The organism is Streptomyces sp. R21, from assembly GCF_041051975.1.
Lineage (GTDB): Bacteria > Actinomycetota > Actinomycetes > Streptomycetales > Streptomycetaceae > Streptomyces.
Genome location: NZ_CP163435.1, coordinates 4,772,577 through 4,788,210 on the forward strand (window position 1 = coordinate 4,772,577; position 15,634 = coordinate 4,788,210).

Genomic DNA, 15,634 nt, shown 5'->3' on the forward strand with positions numbered 1-15,634 from the left:
TATCAGACCCTGGACGAGAGTCGCCCCATCGAGCTGTCTCGACCAGCTGGGTGATTCACATCCGAAGTGCCACTCCCCCGAGAGATGCGACAGAATGACGGATCAGTTTCCCGACTGAACGGCGCTGAGGGGGTGGCAGCGGGAAATGATCGAGCACAGTTGCGGACCGTCTTGCCGCAAAGGGCTCACTGCGCGGCGCACCCACCAGCCAGCGGCGTTCAGCTGCTCTCGGTCCGATGGTTGAGCGCATGGTCGCCGTCGGTGGGAAGGGGCAAACACCGGAGCTCGTGGACGGACCGGGCTGGAGCCGCCCCGGACTGGACGTCGCCGCGGGCCGTTATCCGCTCTCGGTGGAGCGGCATGTGGCACGCATGGTCGATCACCTGGTCCCCGGGGTGACCACGCAGACGCCGCACGGGCGTTACTACGCACTGCACGGGCTGATCGCGGCGCAAGCCGACGGGGAGGACCTGACGGTCCCGGCCGCCCAGACTCTGCTGCGCCGCGCGGAAGTGGCCTTGGCCGCCGTGTCGTTCGCGCATCATCCGCAGGCTCTGGACTGGCTGCCGCGTGCTCATGGGGTCGATGCCCTTGCCCGGCGGCTGCACTCCGGGACGGTCACCATGTCCGAAGCCGAGGTCCCGGGCAAGGACGGGTACGTGGGCAACTCATGGGGGTTCTGGGCACCGTACGCCGGATCCGAGGTCGCGCTCGGCATCCTCGGTGCGGGCCCCATGCCGGTTCCCGGACCGCGGTTGGAGACCGCGGCACTACGAGCTGGGCTGGACGGGCTGCTCGAACTGGCCGCCGAGGACACGCTGAACGTGGATGATCTCGCCTCTTTCGGGGACCGGCTGTGCGTGTGCGTGGGCGGTGAGCATCCTGACGGGGCGTGGCTGGCGAACCTCATGTGCGAGCCCGGTGCACCGGCCGAAGCAGGCTCCCGCTCGGCAACACGACGCCAGACGATTCAGCTTCTGGCTCGTGTGGTCGCCACACATCCCGTCCGACATTTCACCCGCGACATCGGCCATGTGCTCGCTTTCGGCGACTTCCTGACCACCGATCCCGTGACCAGCGGCATCGACGCGGCCGGTGCATGGCGCGGAGTGGTGCTGCGGAACTACTCCGTCGGAGCGTGGCGCCGCCTGTGGTCCTGGCTCGTGGAGCAGGTCGACGGGCTGGTGCCGATCGAGGAAGTGGCCGACCGCTTCGCCGCGGAGCTTCCCGACATGACGGTGGACGCGTTCCTGTCCTCCCTTCCCGCGACGCAGAGCACGTCCGGAGCGCCGTTGCCCGCCGAGCACGACCTGAGGTGGACGGGTGATCCCTTGCCCCTCGCCGAACTGCGGGTGCTCGCCACCAATGCCCGTCGGGTGGACGAACTCACCGGTCGGGTCCAGGACGCGTTCCTCGGCCAGCGCGGTGTCGAGCTCGGCCCGGAATGGGTCCAGCGGCGGCTTGACGAAGCGCGCCCCATGAAACTGCGCGATGTCGCCCGCCGACTCACCTACGACCTGGTGGCGCGGTCGCAGCGGATCGCGCTGGCCAAGGCCCGCCGACGTGCTGACGGCACGCTGTGGTTACCGACCCGGCTGCACGAACGGGGCGGGCTGCTGTACCGGACAAGCCAGGAGGGGCGCGGTGACGTCGGGCTACGGCTGGACCAGCTCGGGACCGTCCTGGCCACCTGCGGCGTACTGCACTACCACGACCAGCACTGGTCGGTGACCAGTAGCGGGAGGGCTCTCCTTGACTGAGACCGCACCGGCACCGGTCGTGGTGGAGCCACCAACCGCGTTCGCCTCTCCGCTGACCCTCATCCTCGACGAGGAGCGCACGGGCGCGCGGAACCTGGAAGAAGCACTCTTCCTCAGTTTCACCGCCGATCTCGGCTTCTTCGAGGAGGTCGCCCTCGGCATCACCCAGGCCACCGGCGCACGCGTCACGGTGGCGGGAGACGTCTCCATGGCCCGGAACGATCCCCGCTCCGTCCGGCGGGCCGGACGGAGCTATCTCGCCGGTCTGGCATACGCCCACGGTGCCGCGTTCCATCCCAAGCTGATCGTCCTCGCCGGACCGGAACACGCCATCATCGCTCTCGGCTCCGGCAACACCACGCTGGCCGGCTGGCAGGCCAACGCCGAACTGTGGACGGTTCTGCGGGTGGACGGCGAGCAGAGTCCCGCCGCGGTTCCGGAGCTGTCGGCATGGCTGCGCGACCTCCCGGAAAAGGTGAGGTTTTCCGCCGGAGTGCCACAGTCGCTGAGTCGGGTCGCAGCGCTGCTGGACCGGCTCCACCGCGACAGGACACCCAAGGCGCCACAGGTCCGCGTCGTCAGCAGTCTGCGCTCGCCGATCATCGATCAGCTGCCGCAGGGGCCCGTCGACGAACTGGCCGTGTTCGCGCCCTTCTACGACCGGCGCTCGATGGCACTGCGGCGGCTGCTCGAACGCTTCCGTCCGAGCCGGTTCGCCCTCGCCTACCAGCCCGGGCTCAGCGATCTCGACGGTCCGTCGGTCGCCGCCCTGGTGAAGGAGTACGACGGACGCGTCATCAGCGACAACGACCAGCGGTACCGCCACGGGAAACTCGTCGAGTGGGTCTCCGAGGGGCAGCGGTGGGCCCTGACCGGCAGCCCGAACCTTTCCGCCGCGGCCCTGCTGCTTTCCCAGGGCGAGGGAGGCAACTGCGAACTCGGCGTCATCACCCCCATTCCCGCCACCCTCCTTCCGGACGGCACCGACGAGCCCGCCACCCGGCTGCACACGGCCCCACCCCTTCCCCGTCCCATCGCCGGCAGTGGGCCGCTGCTGCTCGGTGCCCTACGCGTACCGGACGGCCTGGAGATCAGCGTGGCCCGGCCTCTCTCCGACACCGCTCACCTGGAGTTGTCTCAGGCGGCAGCACCGCCGGAGGCATGGGAGCGCATCGCCGAAATCCCGCCCGGACAGGCCACGCTGACGGTGACGGCTCCGGCTGATGCGGGCAGCCGTGTGCGCCTGGTCGTAGTCGACAGCGACGGCGTACCAAGCTTCGGCAACATCGTGTTCGTCGTCGACCCTGACCGCGCCCTGCGCCGAATGACTCCGGCCCAGTCCCAGACCCCCACAACACGGCCACCCGACCTGTTCGCGGATCCCCGGCTCGCCGAACGATTCCTGGGCGACCTGGAAACCCTCCGTACGGGACTGACCCCCACCCCAGCGGGTGTATCCGCGAGCAGCAGCACTGGCGGTGCGGTCGCTACGGCCCCGCTGGACGGCGACGAGGACGGCTGGGAGAGCTACCTGGACGAATGCGCCGGACGCGTCGGACACCAGCTCACTCGCTTCGCGCTGGGGCTCCCACTGCCCACCGACACCAGCACGCCCTTTCAGGACCTGCTGCCCGTCTCCTGGGACGAGCGGTTCACCGACGACATCGAAGCCGCCCTCGACGATGACGACGCCGAGGCCGTGGCAGCAGAGCACGACCCCGAGGCAGCCGGTAGCGAAGCGAACGCCATCACCCTGCCCGACCTCCGGCAGGCCGACCAGGAAGTCCGCCGTAGATACCGGCGCTGGGTGGAGCGCCTCGTCGCCCTCGCTCCCCAACTGGGCCCTCCGGAGCGCATGCTCGTCGTCCGGCTGACCTTGTGGACCGTCGCGGCAGGCGCCTGGCCCCCGGCACACACCGACTGGCTGCCACTGCTCTCCCGGGCCGTTCGCGCACTGAACCGAAACGATCTCCCCGAGCGGATCGAGCCGCAGGTCGCCAGCCTCGCCGCAGTCGCCCTCGCCGTGCTCCGAAGCCACGCCCCACGCTACGAGATCACCCCTGAGACACTCGCCTTCAACGAAGCCTCCCAGGCAGTCGGCCACCTGCTTCCCGCAGTGGACTCCGCGTACGTCGCGGAATACACGGCGCTGCTCGACACAGCCTTCGGCCCAGCCGTCGACCAGGCCGCCGTGCTCGATGTCGCGTCGGACGTCGTCCAGGACGATCCCCTCACTGACGCCGTATGGTCCCTCGCCGAGAAGAGGCGCGACGTACACCGCCACGGACGACTCCTTCTCCATGTCACCGGCCGCTTCAGCAACCCCGCGCTGGTGGCACTCGAAGCAGTCGGCGCCGCCGAGGATGCGCCCCTCGTCGGGGCCTGGGCCGACTCGGGCTCGGACTCCGGCGGGGGAGCCTGGGCGCTGGTCGTCTGGCGTCGACCCGACCTCATCGTGGTCGATGCCCGCCGGCCGATTCCCCTCTGGCGGCATTACCGGCTCACCGGACTGGTAGGCCCCAGAGCCCTCGCCGCACAGCGCGGCTTCGAATCCGCCGCCTCCGTCCCCCACGGCCCCCGCAACCAGCCCTTCGAACTGGCTCACCAAGTCCTGTCGGACCTCGGCCTGGTTGGATCCCGTCCACCACAATGTGAGCCATAGCCTGGGGAGTTTCTACATGTCCATCGCGGAAGATCCGCGTCACGGACACCCGATCACCGCGCACTCACGATCAGTCGAGACCAAGGTGCAAGCGGCATCGACAGCAGTATGCATGTCGATGCCGCGTCTCAGCGGCGACACCGCCCGCGTTCAGATCCCGGCGTGCAGGTGGGCCGCCCAGAGGTAGGGGGACTTGGGATAGCGATCACGGACCTTGCGCACAGTGTGGTGCAAAGCACGGGCCGCCGCATCCGTGTCGAGGCCACCATGCTGGTCAGTGACCCCGCCGAGCTCAGCATAGAAGTCAGCTGCCATGTGCGAGGCAACCTCGTCGTTTATCTCCCAGAGGGTGCCGATGACGTGGGGAAAACCCGCGAGCTGAAAGGCCGATGTGAGATGGATGGCCTCGTCGATCAGCTCCACGGATTCCATGAACGCTGTTCGGCACGCTGACAGGTAGGCCAGTTGGGCCGAGTCCATCTTCATTCCTGCAAGGCTCGCCACCGTCAGCGGATCACGTTCGTGGTCGTGCAGAAGCAACAGGCTCTGGGACGGGTCGTCGGGGTCGTGGGCACCGTGGCACGCGAAATGAACGATCCCGGAATCGGAGAGGGCCTTCAGGACCCGAGCCTTGGTCGGTCGTGTCTCCGGCCCGGGGACGGTCATGCCGTCAGCTTCTGCACCCGGCGCCATGAGGAGCGTCGGCTCGGGCAGCAGGCCGCACAGCAGTGCGGCTTCTTCAGAGACGTGGTCCAGGCGACCTTGAACGCCCGGAGTTGTGGGCATGGCCACGATCAGTGACCGGCTCACGGACGGCGCGGAGGTGTGACGACGGCGCGCGTGGTGCAGTGCGCGGATCGTGGTGGTGTACGAGGAGACGACACGGTCCATGACTGTCGGCGGTTCCCCGTCTCTCAAGTCCGCCCGGAGCGACTCGGAGTGATGGCCGGCAGCGTGCAGAGGTAGCAGCGAGAGGAGCCCGCCAGGCGCCCACCAGACGCGGGGCCACGACTGTCCGGGAGAGGGCTCACCAGTGAAACCAAGGCTGCGCAAGACCGGTTCGACCGCCGCGTCCCACAGCCACTCCAAGACAGCGTGAAGGGTCGCTTGCGCCTCCTTTCGCGTGATGGGCGACATGCGCGGATCCGCAACGGTTTCCAGGGCCCTATGGAAGGTCTGTATCTGGTCGATGATGAGGTCGTACGTGAGGTCGGGCAGGTTCAGGGACTCGATGCCATCGGACGTCAACAGCAGTGCGTCGCTGCGGTAGCGGCTGACGTTGAAGCTCACCACCGGGCCGGAGGTGGCTTGTGCCAGGAGCTCACTGACGGCAGGGGGACGAGCGAAGCTGGCGAATCCGTCCTGCGCTCGGATATTGCCCAGCGTGGCCTGAAGTTGGTCGGCGCGGCTGCGTCGTTGCTCCTCGGCATCGACCGCACGTACGGCGGCGCTGACTTGTCCGTCGGGTTCCGTGAGAGAAGCCAATTCCATCGGCCGGTCCAGCTCGTCACGAAGTACCTCGAAGCGATGGGCCAGGTCGGGATGGCGCTCGCGAAGCTCTGCGAGGTCGCTCCGCATGTCCAGCGCCTGGCTGTGGAGGACGCCGCGGCCCACCTCGATCAGCTGCAGTGCTCGCGCTGCTCGATCAGCGAGTGTGCCTTCGCGAGAAGCAAGAGCCAGTGCCGCCGCATCTCCGGCCAGCCCGGACCACTTGCCCATGGCGTGCTGCTGGTCACCACGGCTCAGTCGGCGGTCTGCCACTTCGGGCAGCAGGTGTACGGCGCTGGCCAAGAGATCGGCTGCGAGATCAGGATCCGACCGTCCGGTCATTGAGGCCGCTGCCTGAGCGGCCCGAATACGAATCGAGGGCCTGGCCCCGTCGGCTCGCGCGCCTTCCATATGGGCGGCCAGTGCGCGATCAAAGTCGTGCCGCGTGTGAGTCCGCTGATACCGGCGATACAGGGCCGCCCCGAGCTGGAACAGGTAGTCGGCGCGCTCCGGATGTTCCGCGGACGAGATGTCGAGCGCGGCCTGGCACGCAACCACCGCGTCATCCAGATCCGCTATGGACCCGGTCTTCTCGAACCTGACGGTCAACACACCTCCCAGCATGGACAGGTACCTCGGGCGCTCAGGGTGGTGGGACGGAACGGTGGCGGTCGCGTCATGTCCCGCTGCGACCGCGCCGTCCAGGTCCTCAAAGCCTCCAGTGCGCTGGAAACGGGTGTGCAGGGCGGTGCACAGATTCGCGAGAAAGCGAGGGCGGTCAGGGCTACTTGCATCCGTGATGCCGAGGACTTCGCGGTTTCTTCGGACCACCTCGTCGAGGTCTTGAGGGTCCCCGTTCCGCTCGTAACGTTGCAACAACACTGTGCCGAGATTGGACAGCATCGCCGCCAAGGCGGAGTGTTCACGGGGTGCCGTCTTCACGGCTCCGTGCGCGAACTCGATCGCGGCGTTCAGGTCCGACAACGCCCCGGTGTGCTTGAACCGAGTCCACAGCATCAGACCGACGTTGGACAGACGGGTCGGCCGGTCGACGTGACCGTCCGCGGTGGCCTGAGCGGAAGCGCGACTGGCGCTGATCGCCTCGTCCAGGTCGGCCATATGGCCAGTGCATTCGAAACGCTGCCCGAGAGAGATGGCCAGGTTGTTGAGGACCGCGTTGAACTCGGTCTGGTGCGGGGTGATTTCCCGGGAGGCAGCGCGGTTCATCTCGATCGCCGTATCGAGGTCAGACCTGTTGCCGCCGAGGCGGTATCGCGCCAGGAGAGCTTGCCCCAGGCCGGAGAGACGAAGCCCACGAGCCCGGTGCCCCGGCGGGAGCATGTCCAGAGCTTCCCGGAACGCAATAACAGATCGGCCCAAATACACTGTTTCACCAGTGCGTTGGAATCGAGTCAGCGTGACGGTGCCGAGCCCAGACAGGAACATGGAGCGCGCAGGATGTTCCTCGGGAGCCGCCTCGACTGCGGCCTGGCAGCACTCGATCGCGTTGTCCAGATCCGCCAGCGCGCCGGTGCTTTCATATCGGCCGTGCCAGGCGGTCCCCAGATTGTGAAGAACTCCCGCCTTCTCGTGGTCCTCGGTACAGAGGTCTGAGGCTTCCTGGAAGGCTTCGATCGCCGCGTCCAAGTCCGACAGGATGCCGCTCTCGGTGAACCTGGTCTTCAGCGCGGTACCCAGGTTGTTGAGCCCGCCAGCCCTGCCGACAGCGGAGCCCACAGAAGCTTGGACTGCCAATCGGCCGGTCTCGATCGCACCGTCCAGGTCCGCCGCCGCACCTGTATGAGTGAAGCGCGTCATCAGCACACCTGACAAGTTGGACAGCATGCCCGGCTGTTTCGGATGCCCTGTTGCCGTGCTTTCCACTGCGCCCAGGGCCGCGTCGATCGCCGCGTCCAGATCCGCCAGTTCGCCACCCGCGTCGAAGTGGGAACTCAGGATGACGGAAAGATTGGACAGCGTTTCCGCGTACTCACTTTTTCCACGGGGAATAGCGGCCGCGATACGGCGCAGGAGATCGGTCACTCTTGCGCGCAAAGCCGGGCTCGGCGAAGCACTCATCCCTTGCTGGATCCTCCAGACGAAGCCGAGCGCGCGCTGGGCCACATCTGGAAGGAGTTCGTCCGGCAGATCCTCCTCATCTGCGCCGAACACGAAGCAGGGCGTGAACTTCGCGACGGCTTCATCTCTGTCCCGCTGCCCAGCCCCTTCGGGAAGTGCCTTGTACCTGGAGACATGCAACCAACCGAGGAGGTAGTAACCTTCCAGGTCGGACTCGTCATCGTGGAGTATCGAGGCAAGCTGACGGGCTTCGACCAGCGCTTCCGGCTCCAGCACAACCCGAGGATCTTGTTCGCGGGCGAGCCGGTCCAGCCGTAACTCCACTACGGCAATGCGCTTCTCCACTTCGCTTTTCCTTGCGAAATCCTGCTCACGCCCCTGCATAAACCGTCCTGTCACTTCCCGATCTCCGTCTCCTGTAGATCTGATTGCCGCACCGCCCAGGACTGCCGAGGCGAGTCTCTGAATTCGACGGAGCTCACGAAGCCGGTTCCGCCACAGGCGCCGGGCTGCTCAGCCGTCGCATGACCGCGCCACCGAGCAGAGGACCCATCGGCTGTTCCTCGATGCGCAGCTTGTCGGCCAGGTCCGCCAGGTGAAGGCGCACAGATGCCTCCAGCAACGTGGCGTAGGTGTCCGACGCAGCACGGAGGCGACGTGCCAAGACGACCACCATCGTGGCGGCCAGCGGCGCTGCAGGCCACCACCACCAGGCCAGAGGCAGATAGAGCAGGGCCCATCCACCGAGGACGGCAGCTCGCGCCAACGCGGCGCGGGACCTGCTGATCTCGCCACGTATCTCTTCCGGCAGCACTAGCCAAAGGTGTGGCCAGAGGATGAGGAGATTGATATGTGCATCTCGGTCCAGCCGAACCGCCGTGGCGTGGATCCGGTCACCACTCCAAGTCGGCCGTTCAGGCCGCTCCACGGAGATACGTTCATACCTGTGGGCAGCGCGGTGACGCTCCCGGGGCCTGGGACGGTCAGCCGGTCGCGGAGCGCGTTCCAGAAGCCGTAGAGCTTCGTACTCCGCCCGTGCCGCGTCCCAGCGACGCTGCCGGCGTGCCACGTACCACTCAGCCAACTCACCGAACAACCACGGCCATGCACCCCAGCCGGCAGCCAGGGTCACACGCTCGACAACGGAGCCGAGGGACTGGGCAGCCAGACCAGCGGCGGCCGCACCGGCCAAGATGGCAGCAAGCAGCACGACCTGGCCGCCTACCGTAGTCGCCACGGGAGCCCGGGCAGCGTCCGAGATCGCGTGAGTAAGCCGCCCCACGTCCAGCGCAGCGCTCTGCCCGAGAGTGCGTCCGGCTGCGGCGACCGCCAAATAGAGCGCGCCTGGGAGTACGAGGAGAGTCAGCCACCGCTCGGCCAGCTTCTTGCTGAGTTCACTGAGCAGCCCTCCCACTACGGGAGCCTCTCCCGGATCAGCGCCGTCGCGCCGGGGGCGAACTGGCAGCGTGGCACGTCGCCGTCCGCTTCCTGACCGGATCGACCGATACACAGCTGCAAGGGACACCGGTACACGACGTCCAAACCAGCAACACCGGCCGACATCACGCTGCGGCCCATTCCCCCATACACCCCCGATGGATCGCCTGCGCATCGAACCGCTGCATGCAAGGCGTCCAGAAGGGTAGTGAGCGAGACGTCTGCGGGCGGCCTGCCGACTGCGGCTTCGACAGCACGCAAGGCGGCGTCGTCCTCGTCAAGCAGCGCGGCGAGTTCGTCCCGATGCCCACACACGTACGACAGCGCCTTGGCGATCCTCAGGCCGCCTACTTCCACCTGGCTCGTCATACAGAACTTCGCCCCCTGCGCCTTGTTGATCTACTAGGCCGCCATTCTTGCTCCAAACGTGCAGGTACACCCGCGGGTTCGGCCAACTCCCTCAGCCAGAGCAGAGAGACGTCGAGGTACTTGAAAGGACGGTTCAACCGATCCTCTGCGCGAGCAATGCATAGACGGTGGTACGCCATGCGCCGTGCTGCCGCTGACGGCGTACCGCAGCATGCAAATTCGCCTTCGTAACGCGACATCCTGAAGCAACTGTCACGCTGTCACCTCACCGCTTGGGAGGAATCTGGGAGAAGATCTTCTCCTAGAGCCCTCGCGAAACCACCCGAGACCAACGGCCACCAACAGCCTGACCTGGGCATACATCCTTCGCAGCTGGTGGGCAACATGATCGGACCTAATTCGGGACGAAGAGGTCGTGGGTTCAAATCCCGCCACCCCGACAGCTAAAACAGCAGTTCAGGGCCGGTTTCCCTTCACGGGAAACCGGCCCTGACTCGTTCCGTAGGGCCCCTTGGGTGTGAACGGGGAGTGGATCAAGGAAATTGACTCCCCGGACCGTCACACCTGACGCGCTCGCAGCAGCACATCGAGCGCGCACCGGTGACCGCTGGTGCATGGCAGACCGTGTACCTGGACCTGCCGGTCATGCGCTACCTGGAACTCCGACGCGGCGGCAGCCAGCCGTAGGTCACCGACTTCGACCACGACTTCCCCGCCCTGATCGCCCGTACCCTCAGCGGCCTGACCGCCGATGAGCGCCACGTGCTCCGCTCGGTCAGCCTGCTCAGCGCGTTCTCAGTGCCCCTGGCCACCCAAGCCGCCGGCATGGACCACGACGCGCCCGCCTTACGGCTGACCGAGCGCCCCTTCATCCGGGAGTCCTCTTCCGGTGTGTGGCCCTTCCATGTCCACGATGTTCCAGTACGTAGGGGACTCCGTCTGGGAATCATTGGCGCTTCCCGCCGTGGATGCCACATCGTCAGGTGGCCTGCAGACCGCGGCGGACGCCATTGTGGAAACGCTGAGCGCCATCGCCCGGCGCCAGCACGAGCACCGTCAACGCACGTCCAGTCGGCGCTCAGCCGTCCTCTCGTCGGAGCTGCTCCCCGATGACCTCGTCGAACTGGCCACGTACTACCTGGCGAAGGCCCAGCGAGACCTCGGGCTGACCGACGCTTCGCGTCGCGGGATGCAGCGCGTCGCCTCGGCCGAAGGTCGGCTCGCTTCCGCCGCGCGGCGCGGCCTGGCGCACCTGAGCCGACTGCCCGGAGATTTCCCGACCGCGGTCGAAGCCGCGGGAAGGCTGGGCTGGGAGGGGCGGCACGATCGAGTGCCGGGAGACGTGTGGTGGGTGCAGGGCGACATGGCGCGAGCGGTAGCCGCCTACCTGGCAGGCCGGAGCGAAGCCGGGGAGCACGGTGTGGTCGGCGAGACCGCCATGGTGCAGGCGCATCTCGCCTTCGCCGTCTCCTTCTCCGATCCGCTTCGGGCCGATGACGAACTCGGTCTGGCGGACCGGCTGTTGTCCCACCTCAGCCTGCGCTCCAGCGAGATGATCTCTCGCATCGCCGTGCTCGTACGCGACGCCGGGTTCGCCGCCGACGTGCCCGGCCGGGCGGCCGTACTGCTCGCCGAAATCGGTGTCTCCGGCAATTCCTACGCCGCGGCGAAACCAGCAACTGGCCCTGTGCTTCCACCACGCCGTCCTCGACGCCCAGGACGACCTCGCCATCGGGATCACACGCCTGCGCGAACTCACGCAGAGCGGCGACTACGCCTACTACGTCGACATCGCCCACTTCATGGCCGGCCTTCCGCTTCCCGAGCGGACCGCGCGAGCACGGTGGATCGACGGAGAACAACAGACTCGCGAACGATGGCGCCACCTGGTTACGACACGTCGCAATCAACTCGCCACGACTCATTAGGCTTTCCACTCGTTAGGCTTTCTGCACATGCGCAGATCGCTGGTCAACGAGGCGCGACTACGATCGCCGGTCATGGACTGGCTGGAGCGCACCGCGAACCTGAGGCAGTGGACCAGAAGCGGGACCCGCGCTCCGCACAAGCCGTTGCTGTTGCTGTACGCCCTCGGTCGGTTCCAGCAGGATGCGGCTGGCGAAGTGCGGTACAGCGCGGTGGAGGAGGATCTGCAGCGGCTGCTGACCGAGTACGGTCCGCCGAACAGGACGACCCCGGCCTACCCGTTCCACCATCTGGTGAGCGACGGCGTGTGGGAGGTGCGCACCGATCGCGGACCGGGCAGCCCCGGCAGCGGGGTGCGGGAGTTGCGGGCCGCGGGGGCCGCTGGGCGGCTGGCACCGGAGCTGCGGGCGGCGCTGCGGCGTGAGCCGGAGCTACTCGGCCGGATGGCACGGGTCCTGCTCGACCTGCACTTCCCGCCTTCGCTCCACGGCGACCTGTGCGAATCCGTCGGCCTGGAGCTGGAGCCGGCGGAGACCGGACAGCTCTCGGCCGCCGTGCGGAGGCAGCGGGATCCACGGATGCGGGAGCGGGTCCTGACGGCCTACGAGTACCGGTGCGCCTTCTGCGGCTACGACGGCAGGATCGGCGCGGTGCCGGTCGGGCTGGAGGCCGCGCACGTGCGGTGGTGGGCGTTCGACGGACCGGACGACGTCGACAACGGACTGTGCCTGTGCTCCCTGCACCACAAGCTCTTCGACAAGGGCGTCCTCGGTGTCGGCGAGAGCCACCGCATCCTGGTCTCCCAACGCTTCGTCGGCCACAGCCCCGCCGCCCGCGAATACGTCATCGCGCTCGCCGACCGACCACTCATCGGACCTCAACCGGGCGCCCACCCCGTCGCCGCGATCCACCGCTCCTGGCACACCAGCCAGGTCTTCCACGGCAGCCCACGCCCTGCCACAGCCGCCTGACCTCGAATCGTCGGCCGCACCTCACTGGTAAGGAGTGCGATACCAAGAGTATGGTCTCTTATATGGCGACGAAGAAGGTAACCGTGACGATCCCCGAGGATCTCCTGGACGAGATCCGCGCGGACGCGGCCGAGCGGGGCCTTTCGGCGTACGTCGCAGAGGCGCTGCGCTTCAAGCGCGACCGGGACCGGCTCCTGGAACTGGCCGACTGGCTGCAGGAAGAACACGGCCCCGTGACGGCGGAGGAGCGTGTGACAGCTCTCGACGAGTTGGAGGATCTCGACGCCGAACACGAGCGGCGCCGCGCCTCCGGACAACACAACGCCGGAGAGGCTGCGTGAAGAAGCGAGTCGGTGAGCACGGACAGAGGCCGCTCCGTGTCTTCGTCCTGGACTGTGAAGCTCTCTCCCTGGCCGTGCGCGGTGATCGGAGGATGATCGCCTGGCTCGACCTCGCGGCGCGCGGGGAGGCCGAAGTCGTGACGTCGCCGATGACCCTGGTCGAGGCGTACGACGGCAGGACGACCGAACAGCGCTGGGACTGGGTACTGTCCCGGCTCCAGGTCTGCGACATCGGGAAGGGCGAGGCCCGCCAGGCACGCCGACTCCTGGCCGACGCCAAGTTGCACGGCCACAAGCACGCGATCGACGCCGTGCTCGCCGTCATCGCGCGACAACAGAGGGGGCAGGTCACCGTCTTCACCTCGGACGTCGACGACCTGGAGAAGCTGGTCCCGGACACGATCGTCGTCAAGAAGGTGTGACCCGACCCGCGCCCTTCAAGGACCCGCAGATGCAAGGGACACCGGTACACGACGCCCAAATCAGCAACGCCCGCCGGCGTCACGTTGCGGCCCGTTCCCACCGCGGTCCGGCACGGTGATCGGCAGGACTCGGCCGGTGCCTGTGTCGATGAGGATCTCTTCGGCCTGCGTGACGCTGCCGGCGCGGACGGCCTCGGCCATCGCGGCGCGGGCCGCGTCGGGCGTCGCGTGCGGCGGGACCACGAGAAGGGAGAAGTGGTCCTGATCGCCCCGGGTGATGAGGACGGTGTCGTCGCCGACCGGGAAGGAGTCGATGTGCACGACGCGGTCGTCGACGACCAGGCGCGTGGGCAGGTCTTCCCAGGCGACGGTGTCCAGGCCGACACGCGTGATGGGCCCGAGGTGCTCGGTGAGCGCGGCGATCAGGGCGGGAAGCTCGGCGGCGATGTCGCGGGACCGCGGCCACCATGCCCCGTCGAGAACACCCTTCCGGTCGTGGGTGGTCTCCAGCCGTACGAGAGCCGAACCGGGTTTCACGGCCTGGTGGACGGCGTCCGGCAGAAGCCTGGTCACGCGCGGGGAGCCTGAGTCGGAGCCGGAGTCGGACATCGCACTCGCCTGCCTGAACGGAAACGGAGGGACCCCCTCGTTTCACGGTACTCCGACGTCCGCAGCAGGGCGCAGCGGCCGGGAAGCCCGCTTGTCGCACCCGAGGGCAGCGAGGCTCGCCGGAGTAGAGTGAAGATCCGGTCCGCTGATCCGTGCCCAGACAACGAGGTCGCCATGCAGCCAACGGAATCGCCTTCGGACGGGCACGCGGAGGTGCGCATCGTCGCCGCCTCCCCCGAGGTCGCCCGCCGGGTCGCGGAGGTTCTCCGTCGCTGCTTCGACGCCACCGAGCAGCGCAGCTATCCCACGGGCGCCGAGGGAGGGACCCGCCTCCAGCTCACCGTGGACACCACCCGCGCGGCCGAACCGGCACGGTCCTGGCTGGAGACCAGCCGCCCCTCGCAGGACGACCGCCGCCGGACGTGACCCGGCCTCCAGGAGCGGTCCGTTCGGCCTCTTCGCGGAGTAGCGTGGACCCATCGGGAGCATTTCGCGCACCGGCCCCGATGCCGGTGTCGTTCCCGGGGAGCGACAACACCGGGCAACCGCCGACGAGCAGGGGCCCGGAGACGGGTTCGCGCGATGTCCGCGACCACCCTCCATCCCCCGCTGCGATCCATGCCCTTCAGGGTCCCGACCGCGCGCCTCGCGCTGAAATCCGTGAACCCTTCCCAGCGGCACGACGAACTGGACGGCGCCTGGTGGCCTCGTTCACGTGACCTGACGCACGAACTCTCCGCTCTGGCGGAGGTGCTGGACCCGTTGTGGGGCCGGATCACCCGTATCGCCGTCAACCCCCGCCACTGGCCGATCATCCCGCGCAGGATCTCCGTCAACGGCAATGTGGTGAAGGTCGGTTGGTTCACCACGGAACAGGATCCGCACAAGATCCTGCTGCTGTCCTACACAACGGGCCGCTGGGACCTCCTGGTGATCCCCCCGGAGACGAGCGCCCCCTCCGCCGCCCGGCTGATGGCCGCCGCGAGCGCGAGCACCGGCCCGACGACGACCGCGACCGCCCTCATGACGGCGGAACAGGCCGACGCCACCTCCTCGTCGTACGAGGCGGGCGCGGGCCGGCCCGACCGGCTGGCAATGGGGGCGTGACGGTCGTCGTCGCAGCCCCTGGCCGTCGCCTCGCCGCCATCGGTCGGCCGGATCAGACGTGGCCCCCTGCGGCGGCCGCCATGAGCGGTTCGGCGTCCTCCGCGGTGGTGTCCGGAGGCACGACCAGCAGGTCCCAGCGCCCCCGGCCGGGAGCGAGCAGGAGGATGGCGTGCGGGGCGGCTGCCACCAGGCTCCTGTGCAGTCGTACGACCTGGTTGGCGACGAGCATCCGGCCGGGCGGCGTGGACCAGACGGCTCCGTTGACGGTGACACTGCTGATGTGGCCCCACGTGCGGGGCAACCCGGCCAGCAGCCGCGGGAGTTCGGTCAACAAGTCGTACGAGCGTGGCCACCAGGCTCCGTCGATGGACCGGGGCAGGACGCCGCGCGGTGCCAGGCGAAGCCGTAGGAGGGGATGGGAGGGGAGCGGGGGTTGCAGTGCGGTGGTCATGAGGGCTCCGTG

The 15,634-nt window shown here is 67.9% G+C and carries 14 protein-coding genes; 8 read left to right on the plus strand and 6 right to left on the minus strand.

What is annotated here, in order from left to right; all coding sequences use genetic code 11:
* The first annotated feature begins 236 nt into the window (after positions 1–236).
* Positions 237–1,760, plus strand: coding sequence for a hypothetical protein (locus AB5J56_RS21180; RefSeq protein WP_369234310.1), 1,524 nt, complete (start codon positions 237–239; stop codon positions 1,758–1,760).
* Positions 1,753–4,422 carry a hypothetical protein gene (locus AB5J56_RS21185; protein ID WP_369234312.1) on the plus strand — a complete coding sequence of 890 codons (2,670 nt, stop codon included), beginning with the start codon at positions 1,753–1,755 and terminating at the stop codon, positions 4,420–4,422. Before AB5J56_RS21180 ends, AB5J56_RS21185 begins: the two co-directional genes overlap by 8 nt.
* 150 nt (positions 4,423–4,572) lie before the next feature.
* Here AB5J56_RS21185 and AB5J56_RS21190 read toward each other — a convergent pair whose 3' ends face one another.
* From AB5J56_RS21190 to AB5J56_RS21205, 4 genes are all read right to left on the minus strand, one after another.
* Positions 4,573–8,334: a CHAT domain-containing protein gene (locus tag AB5J56_RS21190; protein WP_369234313.1), complete on the minus strand. Its 3,762-nt coding sequence runs from the start codon at positions 8,332–8,334 to the stop codon at positions 4,573–4,575.
* 133 nt (positions 8,335–8,467) lie between these two features.
* Entirely contained in the window at positions 8,468–8,803 is a 336-nt protein-coding gene (locus AB5J56_RS21195; RefSeq protein ID WP_369234315.1) for a hypothetical protein, read from the minus strand.
* Positions 8,804–9,402: 599 nt separating this feature from the next.
* Positions 9,403–9,795 carry a hypothetical protein gene (locus AB5J56_RS21200; RefSeq protein WP_369234317.1) on the minus strand — a complete coding sequence of 131 codons (393 nt, stop codon included), beginning with the start codon at positions 9,793–9,795 and terminating at the stop codon, positions 9,403–9,405.
* Between the two features lie 1,078 nt (positions 9,796–10,873).
* A complete protein-coding gene (locus tag AB5J56_RS21205) occupies positions 10,874–11,326 on the minus strand; it encodes a hypothetical protein (RefSeq protein WP_369234319.1) in 453 nt (150 codons plus the stop codon).
* A gap of 109 nt (positions 11,327–11,435) precedes the next feature.
* On the opposite strand from AB5J56_RS21205, the gene AB5J56_RS21210 reads away from it, so the two are divergent.
* The 4 genes from AB5J56_RS21210 to AB5J56_RS21225 all read left to right on the plus strand — a co-directional run bounded on the left by AB5J56_RS21210 (position 11,436) and on the right by AB5J56_RS21225 (position 13,455).
* Positions 11,436–11,723, plus strand: a complete 288-nt coding sequence (locus AB5J56_RS21210) for a hypothetical protein (RefSeq protein ID WP_369234321.1) — start codon at positions 11,436–11,438, stop codon at positions 11,721–11,723.
* A 72-nt stretch (positions 11,724–11,795) separates the two neighbouring features.
* The gene (locus tag AB5J56_RS21215; RefSeq protein WP_369242685.1) at positions 11,796–12,692 is read left to right on the plus strand and encodes a phosphorothioated DNA-binding restriction endonuclease; all 897 of its coding nucleotides are present in this window, start codon (positions 11,796–11,798) and stop codon (positions 12,690–12,692) included.
* Between the two features lie 62 nt (positions 12,693–12,754).
* Positions 12,755–13,033 carry a CopG family transcriptional regulator gene (locus tag AB5J56_RS21220; RefSeq protein ID WP_369234322.1) on the plus strand — a complete coding sequence of 93 codons (279 nt, stop codon included), beginning with the start codon at positions 12,755–12,757 and terminating at the stop codon, positions 13,031–13,033.
* On the plus strand, positions 13,030–13,455 hold the full coding sequence (locus AB5J56_RS21225) for a PIN domain-containing protein (protein WP_369234323.1): 426 nt from the start codon (positions 13,030–13,032) through the stop codon (positions 13,453–13,455). Before AB5J56_RS21220 ends, AB5J56_RS21225 begins: the two co-directional genes overlap by 4 nt.
* A 60-nt stretch (positions 13,456–13,515) precedes the next feature.
* On the opposite strand, the gene AB5J56_RS21230 is transcribed toward AB5J56_RS21225, so the two are convergent.
* Positions 13,516–14,064, minus strand: a complete 549-nt coding sequence (locus AB5J56_RS21230; protein ID WP_369234324.1) for a DUF5994 family protein — start codon at positions 14,062–14,064, stop codon at positions 13,516–13,518.
* A gap of 174 nt (positions 14,065–14,238) precedes the next feature.
* On the opposite strand from AB5J56_RS21230, the gene AB5J56_RS21235 reads away from it, so the two are divergent.
* Positions 14,239–14,490 (plus strand): hypothetical protein, encoded by a 252-nt coding sequence (locus AB5J56_RS21235; RefSeq protein WP_369234325.1) that lies wholly within the window; start codon positions 14,239–14,241, stop codon positions 14,488–14,490.
* 192 nt (positions 14,491–14,682) lie between these two features.
* A complete protein-coding gene (locus AB5J56_RS21240) occupies positions 14,683–15,171 on the plus strand; it encodes a DUF5994 family protein (protein ID WP_369234326.1) in 489 nt (162 codons plus the stop codon).
* A 52-nt stretch (positions 15,172–15,223) separates the two neighbouring features.
* On the opposite strand, the gene AB5J56_RS21245 is transcribed toward AB5J56_RS21240, so the two are convergent.
* Complete coding sequence (locus AB5J56_RS21245; protein ID WP_369234327.1) at positions 15,224–15,622, minus strand: DUF5994 family protein; 399 nt, start codon at positions 15,620–15,622, stop codon at positions 15,224–15,226.
* Positions 15,623–15,634: the final 12 nt, after the last annotated feature.